Annotated in this window: 13 protein-coding genes; 11 read left to right on the top strand and 2 right to left on the bottom strand. The window is 69.3% G+C overall.

The genetic code is table 11. The features are described 5' to 3' along the window. Position 1 precedes the first annotated feature (1 nt). Complete coding sequence (locus JS528_RS05590) at positions 2 to 637, bottom strand: variant leucine-rich repeat-containing protein (protein ID WP_214358100.1); 636 nt, start codon at positions 635 to 637, stop codon at positions 2 to 4. A gap of 234 nt (positions 638 to 871) precedes the next feature. Here JS528_RS05590 and JS528_RS05585 point away from each other — a divergent pair, with 234 nt between their 5' ends. The 4 genes from JS528_RS05585 to JS528_RS05570 all read left to right on the top strand — a co-directional run bounded on the left by JS528_RS05585 (position 872) and on the right by JS528_RS05570 (position 11226). Further along, positions 872 to 5149, top strand: coding sequence for a PD-(D/E)XK nuclease family protein (locus JS528_RS05585; RefSeq protein WP_420838194.1), 4278 nt, complete (start codon positions 872 to 874; stop codon positions 5147 to 5149). After that, positions 5146 to 9045 carry an ATP-dependent DNA helicase gene (locus JS528_RS05580; RefSeq protein WP_214358099.1) on the top strand — a complete coding sequence of 1300 codons (3900 nt, stop codon included), beginning with the start codon at positions 5146 to 5148 and terminating at the stop codon, positions 9043 to 9045. The genes JS528_RS05585 and JS528_RS05580 overlap by 4 nt, the downstream gene beginning before the upstream one ends. Before the next feature lie 136 nt (positions 9046 to 9181). Continuing rightward, a complete protein-coding gene (locus JS528_RS05575; RefSeq protein ID WP_214358098.1) occupies positions 9182 to 9901 on the top strand; it encodes a GNAT family N-acetyltransferase in 720 nt (239 codons plus the stop codon). Between the two features lie 128 nt (positions 9902 to 10029). After that, positions 10030 to 11226: an MFS transporter gene (locus tag JS528_RS05570; RefSeq protein ID WP_240541356.1), complete on the top strand. Its 1197-nt coding sequence runs from the start codon at positions 10030 to 10032 to the stop codon at positions 11224 to 11226. Between the two features lie 12 nt (positions 11227 to 11238). Here the strand turns inward: JS528_RS05570 and JS528_RS05565 are convergent, their stop codons facing one another. Further along, positions 11239 to 12303, bottom strand: coding sequence for a Gfo/Idh/MocA family protein (locus JS528_RS05565; RefSeq protein WP_214358096.1), 1065 nt, complete (start codon positions 12301 to 12303; stop codon positions 11239 to 11241). 166 nt (positions 12304 to 12469) lie between these two features. Between JS528_RS05565 and JS528_RS05560 the strand changes: the two genes are divergently transcribed. From JS528_RS05560 to JS528_RS05530, 7 genes are all read left to right on the top strand, one after another. After that, a complete protein-coding gene (locus JS528_RS05560; RefSeq protein ID WP_214358131.1) occupies positions 12470 to 13645 on the top strand; it encodes a pyridoxal phosphate-dependent aminotransferase in 1176 nt (391 codons plus the stop codon). A gap of 65 nt (positions 13646 to 13710) precedes the next feature. Continuing rightward, positions 13711 to 14679, top strand: coding sequence for a Ppx/GppA phosphatase family protein (locus JS528_RS05555; RefSeq protein WP_214358095.1), 969 nt, complete (start codon positions 13711 to 13713; stop codon positions 14677 to 14679). 481 nt (positions 14680 to 15160) lie between these two features. Beyond that, positions 15161 to 16636 (top strand): ATP-binding protein, encoded by a 1476-nt coding sequence (locus JS528_RS05550; protein WP_214358094.1) that lies wholly within the window; start codon positions 15161 to 15163, stop codon positions 16634 to 16636. Positions 16637 to 17048: 412 nt separating this feature from the next. Then, positions 17049 to 17807 (top strand): GntR family transcriptional regulator, encoded by a 759-nt coding sequence (locus JS528_RS05545; RefSeq protein ID WP_420838189.1) that lies wholly within the window; start codon positions 17049 to 17051, stop codon positions 17805 to 17807. A 140-nt stretch (positions 17808 to 17947) separates the two neighbouring features. Beyond that, positions 17948 to 18646: a GntR family transcriptional regulator gene (locus JS528_RS05540; RefSeq protein ID WP_214358093.1), complete on the top strand. Its 699-nt coding sequence runs from the start codon at positions 17948 to 17950 to the stop codon at positions 18644 to 18646. Between the two features lie 292 nt (positions 18647 to 18938). Next, positions 18939 to 20282 (top strand): PTS sugar transporter subunit IIC, encoded by a 1344-nt coding sequence (locus JS528_RS05535; protein ID WP_214358092.1) that lies wholly within the window; start codon positions 18939 to 18941, stop codon positions 20280 to 20282. A gap of 194 nt (positions 20283 to 20476) precedes the next feature. After that, positions 20477 to 20776 carry a PTS sugar transporter subunit IIB gene (locus tag JS528_RS05530; protein ID WP_214358091.1) on the top strand — a complete coding sequence of 100 codons (300 nt, stop codon included), beginning with the start codon at positions 20477 to 20479 and terminating at the stop codon, positions 20774 to 20776. Positions 20777 to 20823: the final 47 nt, after the last annotated feature.

Here is a 20823-nt window from a genome sequence, read left to right as displayed (position 1 = left end):
GTCAGAACCGCGGGGTGCGCGCGGCGAGCGCGGCGTCGACCGCCGGGTCGTGCAGCTGCGCGAGCCAGTCGACGAGCGCCGGGTACAGGTTGGGATTGCGCGCCAGATCGGCGTACAGCTCGGGCGCGCTGCGGGCGATCTCGGCCATCTGCATCTGATCGGTGGTGGACGCGGCCTGCGCGGCGGTGAAGCCGTAGGGGTTCCTCGCCGGCTGCACGTAGGCGTCCTCGCCGTAGGAGGCGGGACGGGGGTGCGGTTCGAACGAGACCGGACGGGCCGCGGCCTGCGCGGCGTCGGCCGGGGCGGCGGCCTGCCCGGACGGGGCGTATCCGTACGCCGGGCCGTCGTCGTACGACGACGCGTCCGCGGCGGCGGGCGCCGACGGCTCCTCGGCGGATTCGGACGGCTGATGGGCGCCGGCGGGGGAGTCGGACACCGCATACCCCAGCTGCGCGACCGTCTGGCGCGCGCGGTCGTCGCCGAACTCGGCGAGCCAGCGGATCAGGCCGGGGTAGGCGCGCGGGTTCACCGCGACGTTCGCGCCGAACTCCGGGTTCTCGTATGCGATTTTCGCCAGAAACACGGGATCCGCGTTCGGATCCTGCACAGCCGCGACCGCGGCGTCATAATCGACCATTCTTCAAACTCCTTATGGTGCGTGCGGTGCGAAGTCGCGTCGGCGCGAGGCCGAGTCCCCACCTTCTGTAAGCCCAGTGTAGTCAAGACCGGGCCATAACGCCGGCGGAATCCCGCGCCCTCCCCGCGCGGGGACGCCGACGCGACACGCCGGAGGCGGCGATGTCCGGTCGAAAACCGGTGCACATCCACCGTCCGACGGGAAGGGACTTAGTCTGGAACCATGACCGACACGATGCAGACCATGAGCGCGACCGACGCGCTGCACACGCTGTTCGCGGACGACGGCGTCCAGGCCGGGGCGCCGCGCGTCCTGCTCGCCGCCGCGCCGCCGAGGGGAGGCAAGACCGAGTTCGCGTTCGCCGCGCTGCTGGCCGCGCTGGAGCGCTTCGGCGGGGATGCGGCGGCGATGACCGTCCCCGACCGCGTGATCGCGGACCGTCTGGGCGACCGCGCGATCCGCGTGATCGGCGCGTCCGCGCAGGTCAGGCCCGTCACGACGCTGTCGGCCGTCGCGTTCCGCGCGATCGCCGGCGAGCGGTTCGCGGCCGGGGAGAGCGCGCCGAGGCTGCTCAACGGCGCCGAACAGGACGCCCTGCTGCGCGGCGTGCTGGCCGCGCACCTGGCGCACGCCCGCGTCGGCGACCTGTGCGGCACGTGCGGCCTGCTGCGCGCCTACTTCGCGTCCGACGACTGGGCGCGCGCGGTGGCCTCGTTCGAGGACGACGCCCCGCGCGCCGCCGACCCCGATGCCGACGGGACCGCGGGCGCGGCCTCGACCGACGAGATGTTCGCGCGCGGCGTCTCGTCCGCGTTCGTCGACCAGCTGCGCGACATGCTCGCCCGCATGAACGAGCTCGGCGCCTCGTTCGACCGCGAGGACGAGCTGGTCGCCGCCGCCCGCGCACAGGGTCCGGCCGGCGAGCGACTGGAGCTGCAGTGGCGTCTGGCGTTCGCGCTGCGCCGCGAATACGTCGCGGCGATCGAACGCACGTATCCCGGCGAATACCGGCTCGACGCCTCCCGGCTGCTGGTCGAGGGCGCGGCCGTGCTGCGCCGTCGCGCCGCGGGGACGGCGTCGTTGCCGCGTCTGCTCGTCGTCGACGACTTCCAGGACACCACGCTCGCCGGCCTGAACTTCCTCGAGGCGCTGGCCGGCGCCGGCGCGCGACTCCTGCTCGTCGGCAACCCGGACGAGTCGGTGCAGACCTTCCGCGGCTCCTACCCCGAATACCTCTTCGCGCGGGCGTGCGACGGCCCGCTGCACGCGACGCCCGTACGCGTCGCCGCGGACGCGGTGGACGACGTCGCTGCCGCGCGCGGCGACGGTCGACCCGGCGCCGTCTCCGAACCCGCGGCCGGCGCGCCGCGCCCCACCTACCGCGACATCGTCGCGGCGCGCGTCTCCCTGTCCATCCCCTCGCCGGAGGACGATCCGACTCCGCTGCCGGATCGTCCCGGCAAGACGCCGCGGCTGCCCGGCGCATGGCCGATCGCGCCGCTCGGTGCCCACGCCCCGGAGCCGTCCGACGGCTCGCTCGCGACGGCCCTGTACCGTTCGCCTCGCGAGGAGCTCGACGACGTGGTCTGGCGCATCAAACGCGCCCGGCTCGACGGCGACGCGCAGTGGAACGACATGGCCGTCATCGCGCACGACAACGCCACCGTGCGCGCGTTCGGCGAGCGTCTGCGCCGCGACGGCGTGCCCGTGCGCTACTCGTCGGTCACCCGCCCCCTCAACGAGGAGCCGTTCGTGCAGGGCCTGTTCGCGCTGATCGAACTCGCCCGACTGCGCCGCCGGGGCCTCGACGGCGCCGACATGACCCTGCGCGGGATCGCCGCGTTCGCCCGCTCCCGCGTCGCGACGCTGATGGCCGGACCGCTGATCACGACCGGTGCAAGGCCGGGCGAGGGCCGGCCCGCGCGCCTCGAGGTCATCGAATCCGCGATGCACGCGCTCGAATCGCTCTCCGCGGTGATCGGCGACGACGCGTCCGATGCGGGCACGACGACGATCGGCGAGGCGGAGTCCCACGATACCGCGGCCGACGGCGATCCCGCGGGCACGGGGGAGACGCTCGCCGCGCTGGTACGCGGCTGGCGGACCCTGACCGACGCCGATCGCGCGCGGCGCGACGCGGACGGGACGCCGTCCGCCGCCGTGCCGATGGTCGACGACTCGCTGCTCGACCCGCTGGCCGCCGACGAGGCGCCAGCGTTCGGCCTGAACGCGCTGTACGCGATGCTCGCGCTCGACGATCCGCGCGCGCCCGCCGACGCCGTGGTCGCCGCCGTCGGACGGGTCGTCGGCACCGACCCGCAGCTTCGGGCGTTCCAACGCCTGTGGCTGCTCGTCGACAAGGTCGCCGGGGGCCTCGACCGGCTCGCCGGCGACGGCCCGCAGTTCGCGCTCGCGCTCGCCTGGGACGCGACCGGCGTGGCCCGCGTCTGGCAGCGCGCCGCGCTCGACAACACCCCCGAGGGCCGTGCGGCCAACGACCGCCTCGATGCGGCGATGCGCCTGTTCCAGTACGCCGAGGGCGGCACCGCCGGCCACGACGTCGTCCACTTCATCGCGCAGGTGCGCGCCATGCAAATCGAGGCCGACTCGCTCGCCCACATCGGCCCGGTCGAGCAGGCCGTCACCCTGACCACGCCCGCCGGCGCGGCCGGACGGCACTGGGCGTACGTGTGGTGCCCCGCCGTCCAGCAGAACGTGTGGCCCAACCTCGCCGAACGCAACACGATGTTCGGCGGCGAGGACCTCGCCGACGTCGTCCTGCACGGCGGGCCCGCCCGGGGCGCCGGCTCCGCGCACGACCCGCGGCTGGAGTCGGTGCTCTCCTCCGAGAAGAAGAGCCTGCTGGTCGCGCTCACCCGCGCCGACCTCCGCGTGACGGTCAGCGCCGTGATGAGCGACGACCTGACGCCCTCCGACTTCCTCTACGGCTACCTGCCGGAACGCTACGACCGCGGCTCCTCCCGCTTCACCGAGGTGGGAGGGGCGGACGCCGGATCCGGCGCGTTCGCGGGCCTCGACGCCGACCCGCGCGGACTGGTCGCGGCCGCGCGCGTCGTCCTGGCGACCAGCCCGGCCGGCTCCGACGAGGCGCGCGACGCGGCCGCCGCGCTCGCGTTGCTCGCCGACCACGGCGTCGAGTCCGCCGATCCCGACAACTGGACGTATCCGCCGCACCATGGCGGTGACGCGGCGGGCGCGGACCTCGCGCCCGGTCCGGACGCCCCCGCCCGCCCGCCGGTGGTCTCCCTGTCGCCGTCCTCCGTGGACCGGCTGTGGGAGTGCCCGGTGTGCTGGATGCTGGAGAACACGTTCGCCGGACCGCGCCCGAGCAGCGTCGCCACCGGCTTCGGCACGCTCATCCACGCGGTCGCCCAGCGCGGCAGCGAGGAGGGGCTCGACCTGCCCGGCTTCATGGCCGGCGAGTCCCGCGACAGGTGCCTCAAGGCCGTCACGGACCGGCTCGTCGCGATCTACGACGAACTCAAAACCGATCCGTCCGACATCGACGACCCGGCGAGCCGGTACGCCGCCATCCGCAAGGACCGCACCGCGGGCGAGACCCTGGGGCACATCGCCGCCTACTTCACCGGCTCCAACGAGCCCGACTACCTCGGTGCCAACGCGAAGCACTTCGAGACCGGACGCCTCGAGAGCGCCTCATGCGAGGAGGAGTTCGCCGCGCGGTTCGATCTGGACGACATCCTCGCCGCCGTCAACGCGACCCCCGGCGTCGAGACGCTCGACCGCCACGGGCTCGCCGGACTCATGGGCCTCCTGGTCGGCGGCTGGCCCGAGGGTATGCGCGACGACCTGACCGTGCGCCTGACGGGCCGCATCGACCGCATGGAGACGCGCCTGATGCCCGACGGCACCGAACGGCTGCGGCTCATCGACTACAAGACCGGGCGCACGCCCGTGCAGAACCAGATCTCCAACGACCTGCAGCTCGTGTGCTACCAGCTCGGCGTGACTTTCCCCGAACACCTCGCGGACGGCTCGCCGGCCCCGCGCGGCGCCCGGGCGCTCGCCGTCGCGCCGCGGATCGGCCAATGCGCGCTGTTCCACGTCGAGCACAAGGCCGCGCCCGCGGAGAGCCACGCGCCGGAGGGCCTCCACCAGCCCGCGCTGTTCTCGCGCGGCTCGCTCAACGCCGACGGGTTCACGCCGCGCTCCTACTTCCGCGAGGCGTCGAGGATCCTCGAGATGCCCGTGCTCGACCCGGAGCGTCCGGGCGTGGTGGACGGGACCGACATGGGCCTGCCGGACGGCGTCACCGCGACGCAGTGGCGCGCGCTCGCCTCGCTCGACGGCACGCAGGCCCTGTGGTCGCTCACGATGATCGCGCGCGTGTTCTTCGCGGCCGCCGCGAGCCGGTCCGAACATCTGACCGCCCACCCGACCAAGGCCCACCTGTCCCACTGCCGCATGCGCACCGTCTGCCCGGCGTGCGCGGGCGAGATCGACACCGTATTCGAAACGAGGCAAGCATGACCAACGCACCCGTCTTCACCGACAGCCCCGAACAGGCGGCCGTCGTCGGCGCGCCCGCGGACGCCGACGTGCTCGTCGTCGCCGGCGCCGGATCGGGCAAGACCTACACGATGACCCGCCGCATCATCGCCCTGATCGAGCGCGGCGTCGCCCCCGAGGCCATCCTCGGACTCACGTTCACGCGCAAGGCCGCCGGCGAGCTGCTCGCACGCGTCTCCGCCGCCGTGACCGACGCGCGCGAGGACGCGATGTTCCTCAAACCGTCGGTCCTCACCTACGACGCGTTCTTCCAGTCGATCGTGCGGCAGTACGGCCTGCTCGTCGGCTTCGACCAGAACACGCAGCCGCTGAGCGAGGCCGGCGCGCTGCAGCTGGCCGCCGACGTCATCGACGAGCACATGGACGAGCTGCGCGGCGTCGACCTCGGCGCGTTCAGTACGCTGGCCGGCCGCGTGCTCGCCCTGTCCGGGGCGATCGGCAGCGCGATGATCGGCGGCGACGTCGCCGACATGGACCGGGCCATCGCCGAGGTGCGCGCGTGGGACGGCGCCTTCGCCGAGCGCGTGCGCGACGCCATCGGCGGCGAGGACGTGCCCGAGGAGGCGCCGAGCCTCAAGCCGCCGCGCCACCTGAAGAAGGACACCGACGAGACGTGGGCGGCGAAGCTGCGCGACTTCCAGCGCCGCCAGCACGAGGCGTGCCTGCGCAACTGCGCGGACCTCGTCGAGGTCGCCGCCACGCGCGACGTGCTCCTGGACCTCGTCGAGGCGTACACGGCGGCCAAGCGCCGGCGCGACATGGCCGAGTTCGGCGACTTCACCATCGCCGCCTACCAGCTGGTCACCCGCTTCCCGTCCATCGGCGAGCGCTACCGCCGCCGCTTCAGCCACGTGCTGCTCGACGAGTACCAGGACACCTCCACCACGCAGGCGTCCCTGCTGGCAACCCTGTTCCACGGCCCCGGCACCGCCGTCAACGCGGTCGGCGACCCCTTCCAGTCGATCTACGCGTGGCGCGGCGCCAGCCCGGGTGCGTTCCGCATGTTCCAGCGCGACTTCCGCATGCCCGCCGACGCCCGTCCGTATGCGCTGAGCGTCACCCGGCGCAACGCGCGCCTCGTGCTCGAGGCCGCCAACGACCTGACCCTGCCGCTGCGCGAGGCCCCGCGCCGCGCCGGCAGCTCGCTGATGCGCGAGGTCGACGTGACCCCGCTCGGCACGCTGCCCGGGGCGCCGCTCGGCACGCTCGGCGTGCTCGGCTACGACACGCTCGGCCAGGAGATCGACGCGGTCGTGCGTTTCTGCCGCCACTGCGCGCGTCGCGACGAGCTCGACGCGGCCCGCGGCGACGGCCCGACGGCCGACCCGGACCCGTGGAACCCCGGGCCGAAGCGTCGCAGCGTCGCCGTGCTGTTCCGCTCCAAGAAGCACATGGCCGACTACCAGCGCGCGCTCGAGGAGGCCGGTCTGACCACGCTGGTCGTCGGCTACTCGGCCATGCTCGAACGGCCCGAGATCCGCGACGTGCTCGCCCTGCTGCACGTGGCCGCCGACCACACCGACTCGGCGTCGCTGATGCGTCTGCTCGCGACCCCACGCTTCGGCCTCGACACCGCGGCCCTGACCGCGCTCGCGTCGATCGCCGAGACGCTCAACATGGAGACCCGGTTCCGCGCGCTCGCGGCCGCCGGCATCGCGCCCACCGACGCGCCCCGCGAGCGCTGGGCGTCGATCGTGCGCGAGCACCGAAACGAGGTCGCCAACGCCGTGTTCCTGCCGGACGTGATGCTGCGCGGCGATCTGGAGCGGCTCATCGACGGCGACGACCGGTTCGCCCCCGACGCGCGCCGCGTCGTCCTGCGCGCGGGTTCCGTGCTGCGCCGCGTGCACGACGTGGTCGGCCGGCCCCTGCCGGACGTCGTGCGCGAGGCCGTGCGCGCGCTGGACCTCGACATCGACACCGTGCTCGCGCAGGCGATGCACGCCGACCCGGACGGCCCCGCCGACGTCGCCGCGGTCAACCCCACGCTCGCGCGCATCCCGATGGACGCGATCATCGACCTGACGGACACGTACGCCGCCGAGATCGCCGCCGGCTCGACCCCCACGCTGCGCGGCTTCATGGCGTGGGTGGACGCGCTGGGCAGCATCGAGGACGAGACCGCCACGCTGCGCCCCGACCAGCGCGCCGACGTGGAGCTGATGACCGTCCACCAGTCCAAGGGCCTCGAATGGGACTCCGTCGCCATCGTCGGGCTCGCGGCCGGCGCGTTCCCCAGCGGACAGGGCGACCGGCTGAGCGTCACGCCCGACGAATCGCACGTCGGCGGCATGGAGGGCGGCGTGTGGCACGCGCCCGAATACCGCGAGACGGCCCGCACCTGGCTCGACGACCCGACCGCCGTGCCGGCGCCGATCCGCGCCGACGCGGGCATCCTGCCGCGCTTCCCGCACGACGCGCCCGCCGACGCCGACCCGATCGCCTCGCTGGACGCGCTCGACGGCGTCGAGGCCATCGACGACGAGGTGTACGGCACGCTGCGCGCCGTCGGCGACGGCGTCGACGAGGTCGACCCCGATTCCTGGCATCTGACCCAGCGCGAGGAGTACGGCCGCCGGCTGCACGCCGACGAGCGCCGGCTCATGTACGTCGCGCTGACCCGCGCGAAGGAGGACGTGCTGCTCACGTACTCGCGCCGCGCCGACCCCGGCCGCGTCGCGGCGGACGATGCGTCGTCGCGCGAGGCCAAGCCCTCCAATTTCTGGACCGAGGTGCACGACGCGCTCGGGCACCGCCCCGACGTCGTGGGCGACCCCGGCGCCCTGCCCGAGGGCGTCGAGCCGGCGGCCACGGCGCCCGACGGGTTCTTCGTCGGCGAACGAGCGCGCGAATACGAGGACGCGGTCGTGCGCGACGCCCTGCTCGACCCGGTCGAGGATCGCGACGAGGACGCGACCCTGCCGTGGCCGGCCTCGCTGAGCGGCACGCTCGAGGAGCGTCTGGACACGGCGGCCGAGGCCGTGCGCGGGGCGCGCCGGGACGGGGAGACGGGACCGTCCGCGCCCGACGGGCCGCTCATGGCCCGCGCCCGGCTGCTCGTCGCCGACGAGGACCTCATGGCCGGCACGCTCGAGGGCGCCGATCTGGACGCGGCCGTCAAGGCCAAGGCGCAGCGCATCCTGGCCGGTTCGCGCCGCTCCGTCACCAGCCTGCAGGCGCGCGCCGGGCAGTTGGGCGAGCACGAGGAGCGCCGCTACTGGCGCGGCATCGTGCGCCCGATCCCGTCCGTCGCCTCGCCCGCCGCATCCGCCGGCACGCGCTTCCACGCGTGGGCCGAACGCTTCGTCGACGCCGCGATCCCGGACGGGCGGGACGTCGCCGTCACGCGCGAGACGCTGCTCGACGACCTGCGCGCGCGTCGGGACGGCATAGAACGGCAGGAGCGTCCGGACGCCGTGGAACGCGACCTCGTCGTCTGGGAGGGCCGACTCGCCGACTCGCCGTGGGCGCGCCGCACGCCCGCGTGGGCCGAACGCCAGCTCGTCGTCGCCCTGCCCGGGCTCGACGGCATCATCGCCAACGGCAAGCTCGACGCCGTGTTCGTCGGCGGCCTCGACCCGGACGACCCGTCCAAGCGGTTCACCGTCGTCGACTGGAAGACCGGACGCCGTCCGCGCGACGGGCGGCGGACCGCCGAGAAGCTCGTCCAGCTGGACCTCTACCGGCTGCTGCTTTCCGCGATGGAGGGCGTCCCGCTGGACAGTATCGACGCCGCTCTCTACTATGTGAGTGAGCCTGACGAGGCACGCAGGCAGCTGCGCGCCGAGGCGAAAACAGAACAGGACATCATTGCCGAGTTGAGCTCCGGAGTTCCCGAGCAATCCGACGACGACTAGACCCATCCCGAGGCCGGGACAGCGGGTCCCGCGGTGGAACGCGCCGCGAACGTCGCGCCGGAGGAACCCGCGACCCTCGTGCGTGCACGTGTGGGCGGGCGCACGTGCCGAACGACATACAAGGAGTATTGGCATCATGGCCGCGACCGCGCACGCGATCAGCAACGCATCCACCGACCGCACCGCTATCACCTACCGTCCCATCCGACGGGACGACATCGACGTCATCGTCGAACAGTTCTATCTCACCTGGGGCGTGGCCGAACCCGGCGACCCGGACATCGCGCGGATGACCTCGCGTCATTTCACGCTCCACTACCTCGAGCCGGCCACGCGCGGCGACATCGCCGAGGGGCCGGACGGCACGTTCATGGGCGTCACGCTCGCACGCGTGGCCGGCCGGCCCGTGCTGTTCCCCGAGGTGTCCGACGAGCTCGCGCACGTCGACGCCGCGCTGAACGCCACGGCTCAGGGCGCCGACGCGCTCGCGCGCACCAACGCCTGGCACCGCGTCGAGGAGCGCATGGAGGACGACGTCGCCGTCAACGAGCGGGCCGGGGCCGAACTCGAGCTGTTCCTCGTCGCCCCGGCCGCGCGCGGCCACGGCGTCGGCGGCACGCTGTGGCGCCGGCTGCTCGCGTACTTCGCGCATCAGGGCGTCGAACGCTACTACCTGCACACCGATTCGAGCTGCGACGTCGGCTTCTACGAGCACAAGGGCCTGACGCGCACGGCCGAGCGGCTGGCCGCCGACCATCCCGAGGAGCCGGCCGGCGACGGCGAGGACCTCTTCATCTACGAGGGCGCGGTCGAGGCCGCCCCGGCCGCGCGCGAGGACGGGGAGGTGCGCGCGTGAGCGAGCGCACCCGCAAGGCCGTCGCGCCCGGCCCCGGACGCGCGGCATCCCCCTACGCGCGACTGTTCCGCATCTCCGGCGCCAAGGCGTTCTGCGTCTCCGGCGCCGTCGCGAGGCTCCCGATCTCCATGATGAGCCTCGGCATCGTGCTCGCCCTGAACCACCTGTACGACAACTGGACCATCGCCGGCACGATGAGCGCCGTCTACGTGTTCTCCCTGTCGTGCGTGACCCCGTTCTACGCGCGCATGTTCGACCGGTTCGGCCAGCGCCGCGTCGGCCGGACCGCGCTCGCCGTGCAGGTCGCCTCGATGCTCGCGTTCGCCTTCGCCGCGCTGGTGCGCGTGCCGATCCCGCTGCTGTTCGCGCTCGCGATCGTGATGGGCCTGACCCAATTCTCGTTCGGCGCGCTGGTGCGCACCCGATGGGCGTACGCGCTGCGCGGCGTCGAGGACGGCGAGGCGCTGCTCAACACCGCGTACGCGATGGAGGCGGCGATCGACGAGGTCGTGTTCATCCTGGGCCCGATCCTCGCCGCGTGGCTCGCCACGTCCGTGCACCCGGTCAGCCAGCTGTTCGTGCCGACGCTCGCCTGCGGCATCGGCGGCGCCGTGTTCTTCTCCCTGAAGTCCACGCAGCCGCCGGCGATGGTCGAGGCCGTCGAGGTCGAGGCCGCCGCCGAGGCGCCGGGGGAGGGCGGTCCGGCCGATTCGCTGAGCCTCGACCGGCTGCGCCGCCAGGGCGGGGCCGCCAGGCCGAGGAGCGTGCTGCTCTACGGCGGCGTGCTGCCCCTGCTGATCGTGTTCCTCGTGTTCAACATGAGCTTCACCGCGTTCGACGTGTCGATCACCGCGTCGATCAAGGCGCGCGGGCTCGAGCAGTTCCTCGGCCTGCAGCTGGCCATGTTCGCGCTCGGCTCGTGCATCGGCGCGATCGTCTTCGGCTCGCGCCGATTCCGCGGCTCGCACTGGGCGCACATGGTCATGTTCCTGTGCCTGCTCGCCGTCGGGTACGTGGGCTTCCGCCTCGCGATGGACAACCTGCTGCTGCTCGGCGCCGTCGAGGTGCTGACCGGCCTGTTCGTCTCGCCGCTGTTCACCACCGGCAACCTCATCGTCAAGGACCTCGTGCCGGCCGAGAGCCTGACGGAGGGCCTGAGCTGGGTGACCACCGCCGGCACGGTCGGCACGTCGATCGGCTCGTCCGCGGCCGGCGTCGTCCTCGACGCGGCCGGCCCGCACGTCGGCATGTTCCTGCCCGCCATCTTCACCGCCTGCGCGATCCCGCTCGCCCTGCTGGGCTGGGCGTTGGCGCGCAGACGGTAGGGGAGGGGCGTCCTACTTCTCGAACGGGTAGACGAGACCCCACTCGCCGCGGATGCGGTCCATCAGCCCCATGAGGCGCAGCGTGTCCGCGTGGGGCATCTCCGGGCATTCGCCGCGGCCGTCGAGGATCGCGTTCGCGGCGGACGCCACCTCGTATTCGTAGCCGGTCAGCTGCGCCGGCACGTCGATGTGGCGCACCGGCTCGTGGTCGAGCCCGTACACGTCGATGCCCAGCGGGTTGTTGATGTTGTCGACGACCGCGTACCCCTTGCTGCCCTCGATCACGCCGGAGCGGTCGGAGGCGACTGCGCGCGAGCTCGTCGCCACGGCCATCAGGCCGTCGTCGTACGTGATCACGGTCGCGTTCGTCGCGTCGACGCCCGTGTCGTACGGCGTCATCGTCGTCGTGAGTCCCGCGATCGTGCGCCCGTGGTCGGCGCCGACGGCCATGTCGATGAAGTTGAGCGCGTACACGCCCACGTCGAGCAGGGCGCCGCCCGCGAGGTTCGGGTTCGTGATGCGGTCGCGGCCGTGCGGCTCGTAGCTCAGGTCGGCGCGCACCATGCGCACGTCGCCCAGCTCGCCCGACGCGATCAGGTCGTTGATGATCGCCCGGCTCGGCTGGTAGCGCGTCCAGATCGCCTCGGTGGCCAGCAGCCCCGTCCGGTCGGCCGCGGCCAGCAGGTCCTCCGCCTGCGCGACGTTCGCGGTGAACGCCTTCTCCACGAGCACGTTCCTGCCGTGCTTCAGGCACAGGATCGCCTGCTCGGCGTGGAAATTGTGCGGGGTGGCGATGTAGACGAGGTCGACCATCGGGTCCTCGACCAGCTCCTCGTACGAGCCGTACGCCTTGTCGAAGCCGTACCGGCCGCGGAACGCCTCGGCGCGTTCGAAGTCGCGGGCCGCCACCGCGTACGGGTGGATCCATCCCGCGTAGCGCGGGTCCGCCGCCATCGCGACCAGCGTCGTCGCCATCGTGTTGGCGATCGACCCGGCGCCGAGGATCGCGACGTTCACCTTGTCGCCGTTCGCCTCGAACTCGGCCCTCCTGCCGTTCAGCCTGCCCTGCGTCGTCATCGTTCCTCCTTGAATCGTCGGATGTACCGTGTCACCGCCAATCCTATCGTTTCCTGTCGGGCCGTGCCGATACAACGGGCGTATGACCAGTGGTGAAGCAACGCAGCCCGGCACGGCGGAATCCGCCGTCGCCGCGACCAACCCGACCGATTCGTCCCTGCCCGTCATGTCCCGTCGCGCCCGCGAGGCGCAGCCCTTCCGCGCCATGGTGTTCGGCGCGAAGGCCGACGAGATGATCGCGAACGGCATCGACGTCATCAAGCTCTCCCTCGGCGAGCCCGACTTCGGCGCGCCCCCGGCCGTGCGCGACGCGATGCGCGAGCAGTACGACGGCCGCGCCCTGCCCTACACCGCGGCGATGGGCCTGCCCGAGCTGCGCCGCGCGATCGCCGACTTCTACCGCGAGCGCCACGGCCTCGACATCGACCCCAGGCGCATCGTCATCACCTCCGGCGGTTCGGCCGCACTGCTGCTCGCCACCGCCCTGACCGTCGACCCGGGCGACGAGGTCATCATCGCCGACCCGTCCTACCCGTGCAACCGCGAGCTGGTCAACAGCTTCGAGGGCCGCGTCGTCGACGTGCCCACCTCCGCCGCCACGCGCTTCCACCTCAACCGCGAGCTCGTCGCCGCGCACTGGTCGGAGCGCACCAAGGCCGTCATGATCACCTCCCCGTCCAACCCGACCGGCACCACCATCGACTTCGACGTGCTGCGCGGCGTGTGCGACTGGGCGCGCGAACACGGCGCGTGGCGCATCGTCGACGAGACCTACCTCGACTTGGCCGACCACGAGGACGGCGTCGACGTGCGCTCCGTGCTTGCCTGCGACGACGGCGCGATCGTGTGCAACAGCTTCTCCAAGTTCTTCGGCATGACCGGCTGGAGGCTCGGCTGGGCCGTCATCCCGGACGACGACGCCGTGCTCGCCGCGGTCGACGACCTCGCCACCAACTACTACCTGTGCGCGCACACGCCCACCCAGCACGCCGCGCTCGCCTGCTTCACGCCCGAGAGCCTCGCCGAATGCGAGCGCCGCCGCCAGGAGCTCCTCGCGCGCCGGCGCATCGTCATCGACGGGCTGAAACGCATCGGCCTGCCCGTCGAGGTGGAGCCGAACGGCGCGTTCTACGCGTACTTCAACATCTCGTCGACCGGCCTCGACGCGTGGACGTTCTGCGAGCGCGCGCTCGACGAGGCGCACGTCGCGCTGACCCCGGGCCGCGACTTCGGCGCCGCGACCGCCGACACGCACGTGAGGCTCAGCTACGCGGCGTCGCGCGAGGCGCTCGCCGAGGGCCTCGACCGCCTCGGCCGCTGGCTGCCGACCCTGCACGCGTGAGCGCCGCCTTCCGACATCATCAACCATCCGAGAGAACCAAGAGAGACAAAGGAACAAGAACCCACATGGTCAACCTGCGTTCGCACACCACGCGACTGGGCGTGCTCGACATCGGCTCGAACACCATCCACATGCTCATCGTCGACGCCGCGCCCGGCGCCCGCCCCGATCCGGAGGCGAGCACGAAGCGCACCGTGCGCCTGATGAAGTACTTGAAGGAGGACGGCTCCATCAAGAAGTCCGGCGTCGAGGCGATCCTCGAGGCCGTCGATGAGGGCATGCAGCTCGCCGAGGAGTACCAGATCACGCAGCTGCTCGCGATGGCCACCAGCGCCCTGCGCGAGGCGCCCAACGGCAACAAGGTGCTGCGCAAGATCGAGGAGCGCATCGGTCAGGGCGTGACGGTCCTGTCCGGCACCGACGAGGCCCGCCTGACCTTCCTCGCGGCCCGTCGCTGGTACGGCTGGGACGCCGGCCGACTGCTCATGCTCGACATCGGCGGCGGCTCGCTCGAGGTCGCGATGGGCTCCGACGAGGAGCCTACGGTGGCGCTGTCCGTGCCGGCCGGCGCGGGACGCATCACCACCGAGTATCTGCCCGAGGGCGTGGCCACGCCCGAGCAGCTGGAGGAGGTGCGCAAGCACGTGCGCAAGATCCTCGAGCCGATGGTCGAGTCGTTCCCCAAGTCGAAGCATCCGAACCACGCGGTCGGCACGTCGAAGACGTTCCGTTCGCTCGCCCGTCTCGCCGGCGCCGTGCTGCGCCAGCCGGGCCGCGAGGACACGCTCGTCATGACGCGCGAGCAGCTCGAGGACTGGATTCCGCGTCTGGCGGCGATCGCGCCGGAGCAGCGCGTGGCCCTGCCCGGCATCACCCCGGAGCGCACGATGCAGATCGTCGGCGGCGGCGTCGTGGCCGACGAGATCATGAAGGCCCTGAACATCGAGGAGATCGAGATCTGCCCGTGGGCCCTGCGCGAGGGCGCGATCCTGCGCTGGCTCGACCAGTTCGGCCGCACCCGCCTCGGCTTCTAATCCCGCCGGCCGGATCGCGCTCGACCCCGAGACCGCCGCCGCGCTCGCAACCGTCTCCGACCGACTCGGCGTCGGGTACGCCGGCCTGTTCTGAAGGGCGAATACGTGAAAACCCCTTGGAACCGTTGGGTTCCAAGGGGTACGTGCTCCGGATCAGATTCGAACTGACGACACCCGATTTTCTCGATGGCTTTCGGCTGCGATTGCGGTGAGACTGTCGTCTGTAAGAGTCTCACCTCTTTCCTGTGCGGAGGTGTCTTTTCTCCGTAGATGGATGCTTCAAGCGGCAACTAATGCAGAAAATGGTTGGCAGTCATCGCGTGCTCACTTACCGTCAGTGACGTCATCACTGACTCTCAAAGGTAAGTGAGCGGGTAAGTGATGGTCAGTGAGCGACGATGATGAGGAATGATGACGACGCCTCGACCCTCCGGGTATGCTCGTGACCTGTATGGTGACTGCGTCGTGATGGAGGAATGGCATGGACTCGAAGATCGATGAGGCGGCGGTGTTCTCCCGGATGGACGAGAGCCAGTACTTCGACCGCAAGAGCGCGCGCATCAAGCCCGAGGACGTGACCAGACACATCATTGCGTTCGCGAACGCCTCCGGCGGCCAGCTGGTCATCGGCATCGAGGACAAGGGCGCCGTCACCGGATTCAAACGGGAGAACGCGAAACCCGTCGAATCGTTCGAACAGATCCCGATCACGCAGTGCGCGCCCAGCCCCCGCGTCGCGGCCCGGCGCATCCCCTGCGTGAACGCCAAGGGCCAGGACGACGTGATCCTCGTACTGGACGTGTCCCCGTCGTCGAACCATGTGATCGCCAGACGGTCGAACGGCGACGTTTACCTGCGCGAGGGCGACAACAGTGTCCTGCTGGACCGCGAGCAGGTGCTTGCCCTGGAATACGACAAGGGACAGCGCTGGTTCGAGGACGAACCGGAGACATGGGCGAACCCGGACGATCTCGACCATGACGTGCTCGACCGGTACAAGCGGTCCATCGGTGCAGCGGATATTCCCGACGAGCGGGTGCTGCGTAGCCGAGGTTTCCTCATGGACGGGAAACTGACGAACGCGGGCGTACTCCTGTTCACGGAGAACCCGGCCGCGTTCCTGCCGTCGGCGCGCGTGCGTGTCCTGAAGATCGACGGCACGCAGCTGCACACGGGCCGCAATCTGAACATCGTCAAGGACGAGGAGTTCGACGGGCCGCTGCCCGAGGTCGTTGAGCAGTCCAGTCGGCTTATCGGCTCGCTGCTGCGTGAGTTCCAGGTGCTCGGGGAGGACGGCAGGTTCCGCACCGTGTCCGAGTATCCGCGGTTCGCGTGGTTCGAGGGTTTGGTGAACGCGGTCGCGCACCGCGACTACTCGATCCGAGGCGAATACACGCGCGTGATGATCTTCGACGACCGGCTGGAGATCACCAGCCCGGGCGCACTGCCGAACCGGGTCACGCTGGAGAACATGCGCACCACCAGATACGCACGCAACCCGAAGATCTGCCACGTGCTCACTGCGTTCGAACTGGTGCGCGAGCTCAACGAGGGCGTGCACCGCATGTACGAGGAGATGGAGGAGCTAGGCCTGCCCGACCCCGAGTACAGCGAACCCAACGACGTCAACGTCAAACTCGTGCTGCGCAACAACATCCGCCAACGCGTCCCCTACCTGAACAAACAGCAGGACGAGAATCCCGCCATCAGCCAGACGGAGATCCCGGGAGAGGGATTGACGGAACTGGAACGCAGGGCCCTCGCAATCGCGGCCAGTGATGGAAAGGTGACGACCAGAGCCCTTGCCGCCGAATCCGGAGTGAGCGCCAGGACCGCATCGAAGACCCTGAAGAAAATGGCCGGCGAGGGGATTCTGGAATGGCATGGGTCCAGACCGCGCGATCCTAGGCAATACTACGCCTACTTCGAACGGCGGGTTCGGAGTACTTCGGAGTAGGTTCGGAGTACTTCGGAGTAGGTTCGGAGCTGTGTCAGAGTGCTTCGGAACGGACAAGGTCCTCATCCCCAACCGGATGGGGAATGCCGGCCGGCTTACTCGGCGTTCTTGATATAGCCATCACTGACGAGCGGCTCAGCGGTAAATGCATCAATGCGGAGGATGCGAAGCTGGACGCAGTTGCCGATGCGCTTGAAAAGGCTGTGAAGTGCAGTCAGACACCCCCATTGCCCCCGGAAAGACCAAGCGCAGTAAGCGAAACTCCTTGGAACCGTTATGTTCCAAGGAGTGATTGTGCCCCGGATCAGATTCGAACTGACGACACCCGCTTTACTCGATGGCCTTCGGCGGTGGTTGCGGTGACGATGTCGTCTGTCCGTGTCCTTCTCTGGTTGATGGCATTTTCATGTGAATGATTTTAATTCATCCGCATGAATTGGGGTTGTTCTGTTATCATGGCCATATGGTTACGAAACAGCGCGGATTGGCGATGGAGCTGCGGAAGCGAATCGCATCGGGGGAGTTCTCCGTGACGAACAAGCTGCCGACGGAGGATCGGCTCATGGAGAGGTATGGGGTGTCCCGCTACTGCGTGCGCGGGGCGATCGCGGAGCTGACCGCGGCGGGCGAGGTGTTCCCGGTATGCGGCAGCGGCGTGTTCGTGCGTGAAAGACGCGATGGCAACTACCTGCCTTTGGGGACATCGTATGGGATTTCGGCGGATTTTCCCGGGCGCCGCGTCACATCGGAGGTGCGCGAGCTCGCGTTGGTTCGGGCCGATGCGCGGCTCGCGCTGCGTATGCGGTGCGACGAGGGGGATCGGGTATGGCGTGTGGTGCGTCTGCGCAGGGTGGACGGATTGCCGATCAGTTATGAGACGGCGTGCTATCTCAAGGAGTTCGTGCCGTACATCGGCGAGGATGTCGCCGGCGGTTCGCTGTATTCCTATGTGCATGATGATCTGGGGTTGCGGTTCGGGTTCGTCGATAAGACGGTCTACCTTGACCGGCTTGACGCGTCGGCGGCCGGTTCGTTGGGGTTGCGGGAGGGTGACCCCTCGATCTGCGTCGAGGATGATGCGTTTCTGTCGAACGGCCGATTGTTCAACTCCTCGCGGAGTCTGTATCACTCGGCGAACGCGAGGTTCTACTCCGCGGCGCCGATGCGTTGATAAGGGAGGCCTTCGGGCGCGGGAACGGGTGCATCCGGTATTCGAACGAATCGGAATCATGCGATAGTATGACCGTATAGGCCGTGCCGATGCGGCGAGATGGCGGCGAAGACGGTGATGTGGATACGGAGGATAGGTGTATGAAGTACCGTGAGCTGGCGAAGATCCTCAAGATGGAGATCGAGCGTGGCGAATACCGCGCCACGGGCAAGCTGCCCACCGAGCCTGAGCTCATGGAACGCTTCGGCGTGACCCGGTACTGCGTGCGCAACGCCATCGCGCTGCTGGTCAACCTCGGGGACGTGTGCCCTGTGCAGGGCAGCGGCATGTTCGTGCGGGAGGACGATCGGGACGGGTGTCTCAACATCAACAACACGAGGGGATTGACCTCGGAGTTCCCCGGGCATGCCGTGTCCTCCAAGGTGATCAAATTGGAGCAGCGCGAGGCGGGTGGGGACGCCGGACGGCTCAAATGCGATCCCGGTGATGATGTCTACAGCATCTCCCGTCTGCGTCTGCTAGACGGCGAGCCGTTCGCCATCGAGTACGCCCTGTACCTCAAGGAGTTCGTGCCCTACCTCAACGAGGAGATCGCCGACGGCTCCATCTACTCGTACATCCGCAGGGATCTGAAATTGGTGACGGGCTTCGCCGACAAACTGATGTATGCGCGCAAGCTGGATCGTGGGCAGGCCGATCTCCTGGGGCTGTCGGCGGGCGATCCGGCGCTGGTGGTCGAGGACCACGCCTACCTGTCCAATGGCCGTCTGTTCAATGTGGGCACGGTCTACTACCACTACGAGAAGGCGACGTTCTTCAACTTCGCCGATTTGAAGTAGGGAGCGCTTCGTCGAAGTGATCTTCCCTGGTGACCGGTCGTCGTCGTGACGGCCGGTTTTTTTGTTCGCCACACCGCGATCCGTCCTCCTGGAACCGTTCTCTCGGGCCGGGACGCGCCGTGTGGAAAAATCATTCGAATGAATTTGACTCAGACGAATGACTGTCGTATGCTGAAGCCAAGTCATTCGGATGTTGCCTATTCATTCGAATGACTTGACCAACGGAAAAGGAAACCGGGGTGGTGCAAGGACGCCGGCCCGGAAGATCACATCAGTCCGAAGGAGGACGAGAATGAAGGAGTTCGGCAATACACTGCTCAACGGCTTCATGAAATTCGCGACGACCAAGGCGGTCACCGCATTGAAGGACGGCTTCGTGCTCACGATGCCGGCCACTCTGGTGGGTTCGCTGTTCCTGCTGCTCGCGAACCTGCCGTTCGAGGGCTACACGGACTTCATGAACAACCTGCTCACCGATAAGTGGAACATCGGTCTGAACCAGGTGTCCGCCGGCACGTTCAACATCCTGGCCATCATCATCGCGGTCGGCATCGGCTACGCCTATGCGCGCAACGAGAACGAGGACGGTATCTCCTCCGGCCTGTTGTCCCTGGTCGCCTTCTTCATCCTCTCGCCGTCCTCGGTGAGCATCGACCACAGCACCGTCGAGGCGCTCAAGGAGGGCACCACCGCCTCTGTGTCCGGAGCGATTTCCACCTCGTGGACCGGCGGCAACGGCGTGATCACCGCCATCATCGTCGGTCTGCTGTCCGGACTGGTGTTCGTCAAGTGCATGAAGCACAACCTCAAGATCAAGCTGCCCGACTCCGTGCCCGACGGCGTGTCCAACGCCTTCTCCGCCATGATTCCCGGCTTCTTCGTGGTGCTCGGTTCCGCGATCATCTACCACCTGTGCCAAGTGTTCGGCGGCGTGAGCTTCACCGAGCTCATCTTCAAGATCCTGCAGACCCCGATGCAGAATCTCACCGACAACTGGGCCGGCGCGATCATCATCACCCTGCTCATCTCCGTCCTCTTCTGGTGCGGCATCCACGGCCCGAACGTCGTCATGGGCATCATGGCCCCGCTTCTGACTGCCAACTCCGTGGCCAACCAGGCCCTCATGGACGCCGGCAAGGCCGTGACCGCCGCCGACGGCGGCCACATCCTCACCCCGCAGATCGTCGACTGCTTCGTCAAGTTCGGCGGCACCGGCATCACCCTCGGCCTGCTCATCGCCGGCCTGATCGTGGCCAAGTCCAGCCAGATGAAGGAGATGTCGAAGCTGTCCATCGTGCCGGGTCTGTTCAACATCAACGAGCCGGTCATCTTCGGCTTGCCGATCGTGTTCAACCCGTTCTTCCTGATCCCGTTCATCGCCGTCCCGCTGATCGCCATGATCATCACCTACGGTGCGATGTACATCGGCTTCATGCCGCCGTTCGGCGCCGTCCAGGTGCCGTGGACCACTCCGGTGATCATCTCCGGCTTCCTGTTGGGCGGCTGGAAGGGCGCGCTCATCCAGCTCGTCATCCTCGTGATCTCCGTGGTCGTCTACCTGCCGTTCGTCAAGAAGCAGGATCAGGCCTGGGTCGCCGAGCAGAACGCCAACGACGCCGCCGCGGTGCAGGACTGAACCGGGCGCCCGAAATCACACGCTTCCGGTCGATCGATAGCCAAGACCGGATGACATGGGGGTCCGGCGGCATCGAGCACTTCCCGCCGGATCCCCTCCTACCGACCGAACACACTCAATTATCACCCAACCATCCATGACAACCAGTCGCCCCGCAGCCGATGCGGGCGACGAACAGTGAAAGGAACATCACCATGAAGATCGTACTGTGCTGCAACGCCGGAATGTCCACCAGCATGCTGGTCAAGAAGATGCGCGCCGCCGCCGAGACCAAGGGCATCGAGGCCGAGATCGACGCCTACCCCGTCTCCGAGGTCGAGGACAAGGCCGCCGACGCCAACGTCGTTCTGCTCGGTCCTCAGGTCCGCTATGAGCTCGGCCGCGTCCAGAAGCTGCTGCCCGGTAAGCCGGTCGAGGCCATCAACCCGCAGGACTACGGCCTGGTGCGCGGCGACAAGGTGCTCGAGCACGCCATCGCCATCGCCGCCAAGTGAGCCGGGACGAAGCGTTACAGGGACAGCGAACAAACAAGCAAACGAAC

Source organism: Bifidobacterium santillanense (assembly GCF_018555385.1).
Taxonomy (GTDB): Bacteria; Actinomycetota; Actinomycetes; order Actinomycetales; family Bifidobacteriaceae; genus Bifidobacterium; species Bifidobacterium santillanense.
The sequence above is the reverse complement of the archived record's forward strand: the minus strand, read 5'-3'. Positions and strand labels throughout refer to the sequence as shown.